Source organism: Pseudomonas sp. LPB4.O (assembly GCF_038383825.1).
GTDB lineage: Bacteria > Pseudomonadota > Gammaproteobacteria > Pseudomonadales > Pseudomonadaceae > Aquipseudomonas > Aquipseudomonas putida.
Window position 1 is genome coordinate 5,547,605 of record NZ_CP151298.1, and the last position, 12,976, is coordinate 5,560,580.

Annotated in this window: 12 protein-coding genes; 3 read left to right on the plus strand and 9 right to left on the minus strand. The window is 64.0% G+C overall.

What is annotated here, in order from left to right; all coding sequences use genetic code 11:
- Positions 1 to 74: 74 nt before the first annotated feature.
- The 5 genes from miaA to MRBLPB4O_RS25160 are packed head-to-tail and all read right to left on the minus strand — an operon-like array spanning position 75 to position 5,706.
- Positions 75 to 1,046 carry a tRNA (adenosine(37)-N6)-dimethylallyltransferase MiaA gene (miaA, locus tag MRBLPB4O_RS25140; protein WP_341796907.1) on the minus strand — a complete coding sequence of 324 codons (972 nt, stop codon included), beginning with the start codon at positions 1,044 to 1,046 and terminating at the stop codon, positions 75 to 77.
- Between the two features lies 1 nt (position 1,047).
- Complete coding sequence (mutL, locus tag MRBLPB4O_RS25145; RefSeq protein ID WP_341796908.1) at positions 1,048 to 2,946, minus strand: DNA mismatch repair endonuclease MutL; 1,899 nt, start codon at positions 2,944 to 2,946, stop codon at positions 1,048 to 1,050.
- Complete coding sequence (locus MRBLPB4O_RS25150) at positions 2,943 to 4,373, minus strand: N-acetylmuramoyl-L-alanine amidase (protein ID WP_341796909.1); 1,431 nt, start codon at positions 4,371 to 4,373, stop codon at positions 2,943 to 2,945. The genes mutL and MRBLPB4O_RS25150 overlap by 4 nt, the downstream gene beginning before the upstream one ends.
- An 11-nt stretch (positions 4,374 to 4,384) precedes the next feature.
- Positions 4,385 to 4,858, minus strand: coding sequence for a tRNA (adenosine(37)-N6)-threonylcarbamoyltransferase complex ATPase subunit type 1 TsaE (gene tsaE, locus MRBLPB4O_RS25155; RefSeq protein ID WP_016501886.1), 474 nt, complete (start codon positions 4,856 to 4,858; stop codon positions 4,385 to 4,387).
- Positions 4,846 to 5,706: an NAD(P)H-hydrate dehydratase gene (locus tag MRBLPB4O_RS25160; protein WP_341796910.1), complete on the minus strand. Its 861-nt coding sequence runs from the start codon at positions 5,704 to 5,706 to the stop codon at positions 4,846 to 4,848. Before MRBLPB4O_RS25160 ends, tsaE begins: the two co-directional genes overlap by 13 nt.
- 65 nt (positions 5,707 to 5,771) lie before the next feature.
- On the opposite strand from MRBLPB4O_RS25160, the gene queG reads away from it, so the two are divergent.
- Positions 5,772 to 6,836, plus strand: coding sequence for a tRNA epoxyqueuosine(34) reductase QueG (gene queG / locus MRBLPB4O_RS25165; protein ID WP_341796911.1), 1,065 nt, complete (start codon positions 5,772 to 5,774; stop codon positions 6,834 to 6,836).
- Between the two features lie 26 nt (positions 6,837 to 6,862).
- Here the strand turns inward: queG and MRBLPB4O_RS25170 are convergent, their stop codons facing one another.
- Together MRBLPB4O_RS25170 and orn are read right to left on the minus strand one after the other, a co-directional pair.
- Entirely contained in the window at positions 6,863 to 7,474 is a 612-nt protein-coding gene (locus tag MRBLPB4O_RS25170; RefSeq protein WP_003249516.1) for a trimeric intracellular cation channel family protein, read from the minus strand.
- A 91-nt stretch (positions 7,475 to 7,565) separates the two neighbouring features.
- Positions 7,566 to 8,108 carry an oligoribonuclease gene (orn, locus tag MRBLPB4O_RS25175; protein ID WP_043198134.1) on the minus strand — a complete coding sequence of 181 codons (543 nt, stop codon included), beginning with the start codon at positions 8,106 to 8,108 and terminating at the stop codon, positions 7,566 to 7,568.
- A 152-nt stretch (positions 8,109 to 8,260) separates the two neighbouring features.
- Between orn and rsgA the strand changes: the two genes are divergently transcribed.
- Entirely contained in the window at positions 8,261 to 9,292 is a 1,032-nt protein-coding gene (rsgA, locus tag MRBLPB4O_RS25180; protein WP_341796912.1) for a small ribosomal subunit biogenesis GTPase RsgA, read from the plus strand.
- 112 nt (positions 9,293 to 9,404) lie between these two features.
- Here the strand turns inward: rsgA and motB are convergent, their stop codons facing one another.
- Together motB and motA are read right to left on the minus strand one after the other, a co-directional pair.
- Positions 9,405 to 10,427 (minus strand): flagellar motor protein MotB, encoded by a 1,023-nt coding sequence (motB, locus tag MRBLPB4O_RS25185; protein WP_341796913.1) that lies wholly within the window; start codon positions 10,425 to 10,427, stop codon positions 9,405 to 9,407.
- A gap of 3 nt (positions 10,428 to 10,430) precedes the next feature.
- Complete coding sequence (gene motA, locus MRBLPB4O_RS25190; RefSeq protein WP_016489455.1) at positions 10,431 to 11,282, minus strand: flagellar motor stator protein MotA; 852 nt, start codon at positions 11,280 to 11,282, stop codon at positions 10,431 to 10,433.
- Positions 11,283 to 11,412: 130 nt separating this feature from the next.
- Between motA and MRBLPB4O_RS25195 the strand changes: the two genes are divergently transcribed.
- A complete protein-coding gene (locus MRBLPB4O_RS25195) occupies positions 11,413 to 12,948 on the plus strand; it encodes an HDOD domain-containing protein (RefSeq protein ID WP_341796914.1) in 1,536 nt (511 codons plus the stop codon).
- Positions 12,949 to 12,976: the final 28 nt, after the last annotated feature.

Consider the following 12,976-nt stretch of genomic DNA (forward strand, 5'->3'; position numbering starts at 1 on the left):
TAAATAATAGAAAATCAAGAAAATCGATAAATTAGGCCGCCCCTTCGCAAGAATAGACGGCAATCAGCAGGGACTCAGCTCAATATGGAGATGGCCCCAAGGTATTTCAAGATGCGGGACAGATTGTCGCAGGCCATGCTGTCAAGCCAGTGCACATCAGGCCAGCCACGCAACCAGGTGAACTGCCGCTTGGCCAGCTGCCGGGTAGCGATGATACCGCGTTCTCGCATCTCATTCTCAGTCAGCGTGCCGTCCAGGTAATCCCAGACCTGCCGATAACCCACAGCCCGTATAGACGGCAGCCCGGCGTGCAAGTCACTTCTGGCTCGCAGCGATCGGACCTCGTCAACGAAGCCCTGTTCCAACATCTGCGAAAATCGTAACGCAATTCGCTGATGCAAAATGTGACGATCTGTAGGAGCAATCGCCAAACTCGCGACAGTATAGGGCAAATGTCCGCCAGCGCCTGCGTCTGCGCCGCGACTTTCCGCGAATTGACGCTGGCGATGAGCCGTCATGCTCTCGCCGCTCACCCGGTACACCTCCAGCGCGCGAATTAACCGCTGCGGGTCGTTGGGGTGGATGCGCGCCGCCGATTCAGGGTCGATCTCGGCCAACTGGCGGTGCAGTTCGGCCAGCCCCAACGCCTGGGCCTGGGCTTCCAGGTCGGCTCGCACCGCAGCGTCAGCTGCCGGCATGTCGGCCAGGCCATCGATCAACGCCTTGTAATAGAGCATGGTGCCGCCCACCAGCAGCGGGATCTTCCCGCGCGCGGTGATGTCGGCCATGGCCTCCAGAGCATCGGCGCGAAATTGCGCGGCCGAATAGCTCTCGGCCGGGTCACGGATGTCGATCAGGCGGTGCGGGTGGGCGGCCAGAATTTCTTTTGACGGCTTGGCCGAACCGATGTCCATGCCGCGATAGACCAGCGCCGAGTCGACGCTTATCAGCTCGCACGGCAGCACTTTGGTCAGCTCGATGGCCAGGTCGGTCTTGCCGGCCGCCGTCGGGCCCATCAGGAATATTGCAGGGGGCTTGCCGCTCATTTCATCGACCGCGCAGGAAAAGTTTGTCCAGATCGTCCAGGCCCATCTGGGTCCAGGTGGGACGGCCATGGTTGCACTGGCCACTGCGTTCGGTGTTTTCCATGTCGCGCAGCAGGGCATTCATTTCGGGGATCGCCAGGCGCCGGTTGGCACGCACGGCGCCGTGGCAGGCCATGGTGCCGAGCAGTTCATTGAGGTGGGCCTGGATACGGTCGCTGGTGCCGTACTCCATCAGGTCGGCGAGCACATCCTGAACCAGGCGGTTGGCCTCGGCCTGCTTGAGCAAGGCCGGAATCTGGCGAATCGCCAAGGTCTCGGGGCCCAGGCGCTGCAGTTCGAAGCCCAGGCGTTGGAACCACTGCGCATGCTCTTCGGCGCAATCAGCTTCACGCTGGCTCAGGGCCAGGGTTTCGGGCACCAGCAGCGGCTGGCCGCTAAGGCCTTCGCTGGCCATGGCCACCTTGAGGCGCTCGTACATGATGCGCTCGTGGGCAGCGTGCATGTCCACAAGCACCAGGCCAACGGCGTTCTCGGCCAGGATGTAGATACCCTTGAGCTGCGCCAGTGCGTAGCCCAACGGGGGAATGTCACCCTGGCTTTCGGGCAGCGTGGTTACCGGTGCCGCTCCGTCTTCCAGCGGTTTGTAGAACTCGCGATACACCGCCTGCGCCTCCGCGGCCGGCACGGGCTGCGAGGGGCGCGGGGTGTATTGATACTGGTAACCGGCGCCACTGCCGCCATTGGAAATCGTATGCTGCGGCGCCTGGGGCCGTTCAAGCACTGGCGAGGCCAGGCGCATTTCGCCCTGCGGGCCGAATTCACCAGCCTGCTGGCCAGTAGGGCGGACCATCTCAGGTACTGCGGCAGGCGCGGCCAAGTGGTCTTCCGGGCGCACATCAGCCAGCGCGCGGTGCAGCGTGCCATACAGGAAATCGTGCACCGAGCGCCCCTCGCGGAAGCGCACTTCGTGCTTGGTCGGGTGCACATTGACGTCAACGCCGTTGGGCTCCAGCTCCAGGAACAGCACGAATGTCGGGTGCCGGCCATTGAACAGCACGTCACGGTAAGCCTGGCGCACAGCGTGGGCGACCAGCTTGTCGCGCACCGCACGGCCATTGACAAAGAAGTACTGCAGGTCTGCCTGGCTGCGCGAGAAGGTCGGCAGGCCGACCCAGCCCCACAGGCGCAGGCCGTTACGCTCGACGTCGATCGGCAGCGCCTGCTCCATGAAGCCCGGGCCGCAGATGGCGCCCACCCGCCGCGCCCGGGCAGTTTCGTCATGGGCCTCGTGCAGGCTGAGGATGCTCTTGCCGTTGTGGCGCAGGTGGAAGCCGACGTCGAAACGCGCCAGCGCCAGCCGGCGGATGACTTCCTGCAGGTGATCGAATTCGGTTCTCTCGGCCTTCAGGAATTTGCGCCGCGCCGGGGTATTGAAGAACAGGTCGCGGACTTCTACCGAAGTACCCACCGGGTGCGCCGCCGGCTGCACGCGCGGGGTCATGTCACGGCCTTCGGTTTCGACCTGCCAGGCCTCGCTGGCACTGGCGGTACGCGAAGTCAGGGTCAGGCGCGCCACCGAGCTGATCGATGCCAGGGCCTCGCCACGGAAACCCAGGCTCAATACCCCTTCAAGGTCTTCAAGCTCACGAATCTTGCTGGTGGCGTGGCGGGCCAAGGCCAGCGGCAGGTCGTCAGCAGAAATACCACTGCCATCGTCCCGTACCTTGAGCAACTTGACGCCGCCCTGCTCGACGTCCACGTCGATGCGTCGGGCGCCGGAGTCCAGGCTGTTTTCCAACAGCTCCTTGGCGACGGAGGCGGGCCGCTCGACTACCTCGCCGGCGGCAATCTGGTTGGCCAGCCGCGGGCTGAGCAGCTGGATGCGCGAACCGCCACTCATTGCGCGGCCAATGTGGTAGCAGGGATGTCGAGGCGCTGGCCGACCTTCAGTTCATCCGTCTTGAGGCTGTTGGTGCTGCGCAGGCTGGCCACGCTGACCTGGTAGCGCACGGCGAGCATCGCCAGGGTTTCGCCAGGGCGCACCGTGTGCTCACGCGGGCCGGCGGCAATCTTGCCGGTATCACGCAGCCAGGCGATATAGGTACCCGGCGGCGGGTTCTGCTGGAAGTACTGACGCACACCGGTATGAATCGAACGGGCCAAGGCCTGCTGATGGCTGGCGGTGGCCAGCTTGGCAGCTTCGTTGTTATTCGAGATGAACCCGGTTTCAACGAGGATCGACGGGATATCCGGCGACTTCAGCACCATGAAGCCAGCCTGCTCCACACGCTGCTTGTGCAGCGAGGTGACACGGCCCATGTTGCCCAGCACCTTCTGCCCCACGTTGAGGCTGGAGCTGAGCGTGGCGGTCATCGACAGGTCCAGCAGCACGCCGGCCAGCATGCGGTCCTTGTCATCGAGGCTGACGTTGCCGGCACCGCCGATCAGGTCGGAACGGTTTTCCGTGTCTGCCAGCCAGCGCGCGGTCTCGGAGGTGGCGCCGCGGTCAGACAAGGCGAACACCGAAGCACCAAATGCAGCCCGCGACGGCGCGGCGTCGGCGTGGATCGAGATGAACAGGTCGGCACCCTTCTTGCGGGCGATTTCGGTGCGTTTGCGCAGCGGAATGAAATAGTCGCCCGTACGGGTCAGTTCGGCACGGAAGCCCCTTTCGCTGTTGATCTGGCGCTGAAGCTCTTTGGCAATCTGCAGCACGATGTCTTTTTCATGCTGGCCGCGCGAACCGGACGCACCCGGGTCTTCGCCACCGTGGCCGGCATCGATGGCCACCACGATTTCACGCTTGCCGCTAGGTACCGGCGGCAACTTGATGGCGGGCTGGGCCGGGGATACCGGCACCGCTGGTGTGGTCGCCGGCGTCTGTACCGGCGCCGGTGCCGGCGGTGGCGCGCTGGCCGCAATGGCATCGGCTTCCTGGTCGTACAGGTCGACCACCAGGCGATTGCCGTACTGGGCGTTCGGCGCCAGCGTGAAGCTTTTCGGGGTGACCGACTTTTTCAGGTCGACCACCACCCGCAGGTCGGTCGGGGTGCGCTGAGCCGAACGCACGCTAGTGATCGGCGTGTTGGAGGTGGCCACGTTCAATGGCGCGGCCAGTGTCGCGCCATTGATGTCGATAACCAGGCGATCAGGCGCGCTCAAGGTGAAGACGCTGTGCTGCACGGGGCCAGACAGGTCGAAGACCAGCCGCGTGTTGTCTGGCGCGCGCCACAGGCGCACGCTCTTGACTTGAGTGACGGCCAGAGCCTCAACGGTCACCGTTGTCAGCAGCAGCCCAACGATGGCGACCAGTGCGCGTATGCGCATACCTACCCCACTTACTGTTTATAGTGTTTGGCCAGTGCCATGCACCAGGCCTCGCCGCGAGCCCCCTGCGGCGAAAGGATCAGCGAGCGTCCGCCCGCTTGGGGGCTTATGGTAATGGTCAGGTCAGGCTTTGGCAAAACGCCCGCACCCTTTTGTGGCCACTCGAACAAGCACAGCGGGTCGCCCTCGAAATAGTCACGAATCCCCATGAACTCCAGCTCCTCCGGATCGACCAGGCGATACAGGTCGAAATGGAAGGCTCGCACCTCACCGATTTCGTAGGGTTCGACCACGGTGAAGGTCGGGCTTTTCACTGCACCTGTATGGCCCAGGCCACGGATCAGCCCTCGGGAAAGCGTAGTCTTGCCCGCACCCAGGTCGCCCTCAAGAAAGATCACGCCGCGACCGCCGGTCACCTCGGCCAGTGCTGCGCCAAACTTGACCGTGGCGTCTTCATCGGCCAGAAACAGGGTTATGCCAGACACGCAGAATGCTCCTCCAGTAACTCACGAATGACCGGCGCCAGATCACTGGCCGCCAAGCCTCTACCTTTTACACCCGGCCGCTCGCCTGCACAGGCATGCAACCACACCCCCAGGCCAGCGGCCTGCCAGGCATCCAGCCCTTGGGCCAACAACGCCGCCAGCACACCGGTCAGCACATCGCCAAAGCCGGCCCCGGCCATGGCCGGGTGGCCTCGTTCGCACAGCATCAGTTGCCCGGCCGGGTCGGCCACCAGGGTGCCGGCGCCCTTGAGCACGCAAACGCTGTTGTAACGGCGCGCCAGCTTGCGCGCAGCGCCCTGGCGGTCGGCCTGTACCGCTTCGGTGGAAATACCCAGCAGCCGCGCCGCCTCCCCCGGATGCGGGGTGAGGATGCTGCCACTGGGCAGGGCCAGAGGGGTACGCGCCAGCAAATTCAGGGCATCGGCGTCCCACACCTGCGGCTGTTCGGCGTTGGCCACTGCCGAGAGCAGGCTACGCCCCCACGCCGCCTGCCCCAACCCCGGGCCCACCACCAGCACCGAGGCGCGCTCCAGCACGCCCATCAACTGGTTGGCCGAGCTGACGCCCAGGCACATGGTTTCGGGCAGACGGGCCAGGCTCGCGCTCACATGCTCATTTCGCGTCGCCACGCTGACCAGCCCGGCGCCGCAGCGCAGGGCGGCTTCAGCGCTCAACAGCACAGCGCCGCCTGTGCCCAGATCGCCACCGACCACCAGCACATGGCCGAAGTCGCCTTTATGGGCATGCACAGGCCGCGTCGGCAGGTGCGCGACGGTCACGCTGCTGAGCGATTGCGGGGCATGGCTGGGGGGTTTGGTCTGCGGCATGGGGTCAAAGGCTCCAATGTCTGGCAGAATTATACGCACCTGAGCCCGTATTGCCTTGCCCATCCATGTCCAGCTGCACACCTGACCTCGCCCAACTGGCCCAATCGATCAAGATTTGGGGCCAGGAACTCGGTTTTGCCCATGTCGGCATCGCCGGGGTCGACCTTGGCGAACACGAACACCACCTGCAGCGCTGGCTCGATGCCGGCTACCAGGGCGAAATGGAGTACCTGGGCGCGCACGGCAGCAAGCGCTCGCACCCCGACCAACTGATTCCCGGCACGGTGCGGGTGGTCTCGCTGCGCATGGACTACCTGTCCGGCGACACACAGATGGCGCAGCGCCTGGCACAGCCGGAAAAGGCCTACATATCGCGCTATGCACTGGGCCGGGACTACCACAAGCTGGTGCGCAAGCGCGTGCAATTCCTGGCCGACCGCATCCAGGAAGCCATCGGCCCGTTCGGCTACCGCGCATTCGTCGACAGCGCGCCGGTACTGGAGAAGGCCCTGGCCGAACAGGCCGGGTTGGGCTGGATCGGCAAGAACACCCTGCTGCTCAACCGCAAGGCGGGCAGTTACTTCTTCCTTGCAGAGCTGTTTGTCGATTTGCCGCTACCGGTGGACGAAGCGACTACCAGCGAGCACTGCGGGCGCTGCCAGGCCTGCCTGGACATCTGCCCGACCCAGGCGTTTGTCGGGCCCTATGTGCTGGATGCGCGGCGTTGCATCTCGTACCTGACCATCGAGCTGAGAGGCGCGATCCCTGTCGAGTTGCGCGCAAAGATGGGCAACCGGGTGTTCGGCTGCGATGACTGCCAGATCGTCTGCCCGTGGAACCGCTTTGCCAAGCACAGCCAGGAACAGGACTTCCAGCCGCGGCACGGGCTGGAGAATGCCGAGTTGGCGCAGATGTTCCTGTGGGATGAGCGCACCTTCCTGCGCAAGACTGAGGGCGGGCCGTTGCGGCGGGCGGGGTATGAGCGATTCTTGCGCAACCTGGCGGTGGGGTTGGGCAACGCCCCTTCCACCATTCCTGTGATCGAGGCGCTGAAGGCCCGGCGCGAGGATGAATCAGAACTGGTGCGCGAGCATGTGGAGTGGGCATTGGCCCGTCACGGCATTCAATAACGGGGGCCGCTTTGCGGCCCCATGTGTCACTGCTGGTCGTTGTAGTGGAACTTGGGCATTTCCCAGTGGAAGCGGATCGCCAGCAACCGCACCAGGAACCCGCCAAACAAGGTCAGCAGCATCGCCTGCTCTGCCGGCACCTTGAAATACACGCACCCCAGGTAGAACCATGCCGCCGCAAACGACACGCTGGCATACAGCTCGCGGCGGAACACCAGTGGAATGTCGTTGCAGAAGATATCCCGCAAGATCCCGCCAAATACCCCGGTGATCACCCCACTGATCGACGCCACCAGCATGCCCTGCCCCATCTCCAGCGCGGTCATGCAGCCGATCAGGGTAAAGGCCACCAGCCCCAGGGCATCGAGCACCAGGAACAGCGAGCGCAGGCGGCGCATCATCGGGGCAATGAAAATGGTCAGCAACGCCGCAAAGCTGGTCAGCACCAGGTACTCCGGGTGCTTCACCCAGGTCAGCGGGTAATGCCCGAGCAGCACGTCGCGCACCGAACCGCCACCCAGCGCGGTGACGCAGGCGATCAGCACCACGCCAAACCAGTCCATGCCGCGGCGCCCGGCAGACAACGCGCCGGTCATGGCTTCGGCGGTGATAGCGATGAGGTAGAGCATCAACAACATGGCGCGGGTCCGTGCGAGAAAGGCGCGCAGTCTAACCAGTTGCCCAGGGCACCAAAAGGGGGCGCAGATACAATATCTGCGCCTTTTCGGCTCACACCTTGATGAAATGCTCGCGGTAGTGGCGCAGTTCGGCGATCGATTCGCGGATATCGTCCAGCGCCAGGTGGGTGTTGCCCTTCTTGAAGCTGTCACGCACGTCCGGCGCCCAGCGCGCGGCCAGCTCTTTCAGGGTGGAGACATCCAGGTTGCGGTAGTGGAAGTAGTTTTCCAGATTGCGCATGTGGCGATAGAGGAAGCGGCGGTCCTGGCAGATGCTGTTGCCGCAGATTGGCGACTTGCCTTTCGGCACCCACTGCTCGAGGAAGGCGATGGTCTGCGCCTCGGCTTCAGCCATGCTGACCTTGCTCTCGCGCACGCGCTGGGTCAGGCCCGAAGCACCGTGGGTGCGGGTGTTCCATTCGTCCATGCGCGCCAGCACTTCGTCACTGTGGTGGATGGCGATCACCGGCCCTTCCGCCAGGGTGTTCAGCTCGCTGTCGGTGACGATGGTGGCCATCTCGATGATGACATCGCTGTCCGGATCCAGGCCGGTCATTTCCAGGTCGATCCAGATCAGGTTCTGTGGGTTTTGCATGCAGGGCTCCTCATATAGGCCGTCATATTAGCCTAGTGGCCAAAAGCACGCCCATTCACCGCTTCAAAGGTAAGCGCCATGGTCCAGCGCCTGGCGTGCTAAACTGCCAGCCGTTTTCAATGCCCTGCCCGGGCCTTCCACACGGTACCTTCATGGCCAAACGCCAGCTCAATCGCCGCCAGAACTGGCGGATCGAAAAAATCCAGGGCGAGCGCGCCGCTCGCGCCGCCAAACGCGAGCAGCATGCGCTGCAGGAACTGGAAGGCGGCGACCTGGGGCCAGAGCAACTGGGCCTGGTGATCGCGCACTTTGGCGTGCAGGTAGAAGTTGAAGCCCAGGATGGCGAAACCGCAGGCCAGGTGTTCCGCTGCCATTTGCGCGCCAACCTGCCGGCGCTGGTCACTGGCGACCGTGTCGTGTGGCGTGCGGGTAACCAGGGCATCGGCGTAATCGTGGCGCAGATGCCGCGCAGCACCGAGCTGTGCCGGCCGAACAACCACGGTCAACTCAAGCCGGTGGCCGCCAACGTCGACCTGATCGTGATTGTGTTCGCCCCTGCTCCCGAGCCGCACCCGAACCTGATCGACCGCTACCTGGTAGCTGCCGAGCACGCTGGCCTGCGCCCGCTGCTGCTGCTGAACAAGGCCGACCTGATCAACGACGAGAATGGCCCCGGCCTGCATGCGCTGCTGGAGGTCTACCGTGAACTGGGCTACCCGCTGCTGGAAGTATCGGCACACCAGGGTGACGGCATGCAGCGCCTGCAACAGCAACTCGACGGCCACATCAGTGTGTTCGTCGGCCAGTCGGGGGTGGGCAAGTCGTCGCTGGTCAACAGCCTGCTGCCAGATGCCGGCACCCGTGTCGGCGACCTGTCGGAATGGTCGGGCCAAGGTACTCACACCACCACCACGGCGCGGCTGTACCATTTCCCTAACGGCGGCGACCTGATCGACTCGCCGGGCATCCGCGAGTTCGGCCTCGGCCATGTCAGCCGCGACGACGTGGAAGATGGCTTCATCGAGTTCCGCGACCTGTTTGGCACCTGCCGCTTCCGCGACTGCAAGCATGACCGCGAACCGGGCTGCGCGCTGCTCAAGGCACTGGACGAGGGGCGCATCAAGCCGCAACGCATGAACAGCTACCGCTCGATCATCGCCAGCCTGAGCGAAGACAGCTACTGATAGGGCAAGGTTGCGCAGACGACCAAGACCGTGAGCGCGCCGCCCCCCTGTGGGAGCGGGCATGCCTGCTCCCACAGGAATAGCGAATTCCTGCAATTAACACAAAAGCCGCTTACTGCTCCTTGGCCTCATCCATCTTCAGCGTGCCATCTTCAAAGATGTTCAGCTTCTGGCGCAGCTCACGCGGTTGCATCGGTGCTTGCTCCGCTTCCGGTGCGGCAGCCCCAGGCACAGGGCCGCTAGCCGGCGGTGCAGCAGGCTCGCCGGCCGGCGCTTCCGGCGCCCCCTGCTCACCCTCGATATTGCGCTGGGCCTTCTTGGTCAGCACGATGATATCGATACGGCGGTTGACTGGGTTGAACGGGTCCTTGCGGTCGAACAGCGACGACGAGGCGTAACCCACCACCCGCGCCACCTGCCCGTCCGGGTAACCACCGGCCACCAGCGCACGGCGCGCCGCGTTGGCACGGTTGGCCGACAGTTCCCAGTTGCCGAACTCACCACTGCCGGCATACGGCTTGGCGTCGGTGTGGCCGCTGATGCTGATCTTGTTCGGCACCGCCTTGATGGTGTCGGCCATGGCCAGCAGGATATCTTCAAAGTAGGGCTGCAAGCGGGCACTGCCGATGTCGAACATCGGCCGGTTCTCGGCATCCATGATCTGGATGCGCAGCCCGTCCTGGGTAATTTCGAACAGGATCTGGTCCTTGAACTTCTGCAGCTGCGGGTTCTCTTCCACCTTGTTCTGCAGTTCCTGCAGCAGCAACTCCAGGCGCTCGCGCTCGACCTGCTCGGCCATGGTCTCGACCTGGTCCTTGCTCAGCTGGGTCGTGCTCTCGGGCATCGGCTCGGATTTCACTTCCGGGTTGATGGTTTTCTCCGGCGCCAGTTCAGGCGAGCCGCCCAGGTCGATGACATAAGGCGTACCGCTTTCCGAGAAGCCGATCGGGTCCTTGAAGTAACCAGCAATGGCAATCTTCTGCTCCGGCGTGGCCGTGGACATCAACCACAGCACCAGGAAGAACGCCATCATTGCCGTAGCAAAGTCGGCAAATGCGATTTTCCAGGCGCCGCCGTGGTGGCCGCCGCCAAAGCGCTTGACGCGCTTTACGATGATGGGCTGATTGTTTTCCATGACTCAGCGACCGCGAACCGCTTGTTCCAGCTCGGCAAAACTTGGGCGATGCATGGGGTACAGCACCTTGCGCCCGAACTCCACGGCCAGCGAAGGTGGCATGCCCGAGGCCGAGGCAACCAGCGAAGCCTTGATCGATTCGTAGAGGTTCAGCTCTTCCTTGGCATCGTGCTCCAGGCACTTGGCCAACGGGCCGAAGAAGCCGTAGGCAGCGAGGATACCGAAGAAGGTACCCACCAGCGCCGCACCCACGTGCATGCCGATGGCCGCCTGGTCACCCTCGCCCAGCGAGGCCATGGTCACCACAATACCCAGTACCGCCGCGACGATACCGAAACCAGGCATGCCGTCAGCGATGCCGGTCACCGCATGGGACGGGTGCTCCAGCTCTTCCTTCATGCTCAGCAGCTCCATGTCGAACAGGCCCTCGAGTTCGTGCGGGGCCATGTTGCCGGTGGACATGATGCGCAGGTAGTCGCAGACAAACGCGGTCATGCGCTCATCGGCCAGTACCGTCGGGTACTTGGCGAAGATCGGGCTGGCGGCGGCGTCTTCGATGTCAGCCTCGATGGCCATCATGCCTTCGCGACGGCTCTTGTTGAGGATCTCGTACACCAGGCCCAGTACCTCCAGGTAGTAGGCATGGGTGAAGCGCGAGCCGAACATCTTCATCGACTTCTTGATGACGTGCATGGTCATGTGGCCAGGGTTGGCCTGCAGGAATGCACCAAAGGCTGCACCGCCGATGATCAGTACTTCGAACGGCTGGATCAGCGCTGCGATCTTGCCGTGGGAGAGCACGTAGCCGCCGAGCACGCTCGCGAATACGACGATGATGCCGATAATTTTAGCCATAGGTTCAAAGCACTTGCTGTCGTGGTCAGGGGAAGAGACGGGAGCTTTAAAACTCTTCTTCTACTTATCGGCAGAACTGCGCCAGACTATAGCCACTCAATGCGAAAAGCCAGTTCGGACTGATGTCAAAATGCCAATTGAAACCAAGGTGCCCGCTCAGGCCCCGCGTACGCTAGAAGCCTGGGTAAAGCTGCTAGAGAGTGTTCGCATCCCCGTGCCGAAGCACAGCTACGACCGGGTCATGGCTGCCATCCACGATAGCCGCCGCTCGCTGCGCGACATCGCCGAACTGATGCAGGATAGCCCGGCACTGGTGCTATCGGTGATGCGCGAAGCCAATCACCCCACCAACGCCAGCCAGGCCGAGCCAGCCGAAAGCCTGGAGGTCGCCCTCAACCGCCTGGGCCTGGAGCGCAGTGAGCAACTGCTCAAGCGCCTGCCCTCGCTGCCGGTCGAAGAAATCCCGCCCGTGCTCAGCCAGTTCCAGCTGATCAGCCAGCACGCCTCGCAGCAGGCCAGCGGCCTGTTCGCCAGCCGCCTGGCACGGCTGTGGCAGGAAATCCACTGGGGCAGCCTGCTGTTCCTGTCACCACTTTGGCCGCTGGCACTGGTCTACCCCAAGCTGCTCGATACCTGGGAGCTGCGGGTTATCCACAAGGGCGAGGACGCCGCCCAGGTAGAGGAAGAGCTGTTTGGCGTGCGAATCATGGCGCTGTGCCAGACCATGGCGGAGTACTGGCGCCTGCCGCAGTGGGTAACCCAGGGTTACCGCCTGCTGCTGGAAGAACGCGAACAGCTGGCCCAGGTGCTGAGCATCGCCCGCGACGAAGACCTGCTCAGCCAGCAGCACCGCCTGGATGCCGAGCCCGGCCTGCGCCGCTGGTTCAACCAGCCGGCCAACACCGTGCTGCTGGCCAACAACCTTGCGCTGGCGGCGCAGGTGGGCTGGGACAACCCGCACCTGCTGCGCTGGCAACTGCTGACGGCGCTGTACCTGCAGACCTCGCTGGAAGACGTGCAGCAGCAAGTGCACCAACAAGCTGCCGCCAGTGCCCGCCGCCACGCCAGGCATGCCCTGTTCCACCCGGCTGAAGCACTGATCTGGCCCTGGCACCAGCGCCGCCCGCACCCGGACATGCTGGCCCCGCCCCCGCCCAGCAGCGACGACCTGGCGCGTTGGCGAAAGCTGTGCCAGGACCTGCTGGCCCAGCCCAGCCCGTTCACCAATACCGTGCACCTCGCCACCCAGGCCCGCGAAGCCCTGCTGGCCTGCGGCATGCAGCGCCTTATGCTGCTGAGCCTGGACAAGGCCAGCGACTACCTGCGCGTGCAGCAGACCGCCGGCTTGCCCAAAGAGGCCGCGGCCCTGGCCCTGCAGGTGTCGCAAAACAAGCTGCTGCAAAAGCTGATGGCCCAGGCCGGGCAACTGCGCATTACCCCGGAAAACCACAGCCAGTTTTCGGCCCTGCTGCCTGCCCCGCTGCGTGCGCTGTTCCGCAGCGAGCACGTGCTGTTGCGCTCGCTGGCGGTGAACGATCAGGTGCTGATGCTGATGGTGGCCGACCAGGGCTGCCGGCCCTTGGCCGACATCAGCGTGCAGGCCTTCGGCAAGACCGCGCAATGCACCGAGCGGGCACTGTCGGTGTTTGCCAACCGCAAGGGCTGAGCCTTGCGCTACAATCGCCCCTCTTTCC

Coding starts and splice junctions, on each gene's coding strand:
- miaA (WP_341796907.1), bottom strand. CDS start 1,046: ATGAGCGGCAAGCCCCCTGCAATATTCCTGATGGGCCCGACGGCGGCC.
- mutL (WP_341796908.1), bottom strand. CDS start 2,946: ATGAGTGGCGGTTCGCGCATCCAGCTGCTCAGCCCGCGGCTGGCCAAC.
- MRBLPB4O_RS25150 (WP_341796909.1), bottom strand. CDS start 4,373: ATGCGCATACGCGCACTGGTCGCCATCGTTGGGCTGCTGCTGACAACG.
- MRBLPB4O_RS25160 (WP_341796910.1), bottom strand. CDS start 5,706: ATGCCGCAGACCAAACCCCCCAGCCATGCCCCGCAATCGCTCAGCAGC.
- queG (WP_341796911.1), top strand. CDS start 5,772: ATGTCCAGCTGCACACCTGACCTCGCCCAACTGGCCCAATCGATCAAG.
- MRBLPB4O_RS25170 (WP_003249516.1), bottom strand. CDS start 7,474: ATGTTGTTGATGCTCTACCTCATCGCTATCACCGCCGAAGCCATGACC.
- orn (WP_043198134.1), bottom strand. CDS start 8,108: ATGCAAAACCCACAGAACCTGATCTGGATCGACCTGGAAATGACCGGC.
- rsgA (WP_341796912.1), top strand. CDS start 8,261: ATGGCCAAACGCCAGCTCAATCGCCGCCAGAACTGGCGGATCGAAAAA.
- motB (WP_341796913.1), bottom strand. CDS start 10,427: ATGGAAAACAATCAGCCCATCATCGTAAAGCGCGTCAAGCGCTTTGGC.
- motA (WP_016489455.1), bottom strand. CDS start 11,282: ATGGCTAAAATTATCGGCATCATCGTCGTATTCGCGAGCGTGCTCGGC.
- MRBLPB4O_RS25195 (WP_341796914.1), top strand. CDS start 11,413: ATGCCAATTGAAACCAAGGTGCCCGCTCAGGCCCCGCGTACGCTAGAA.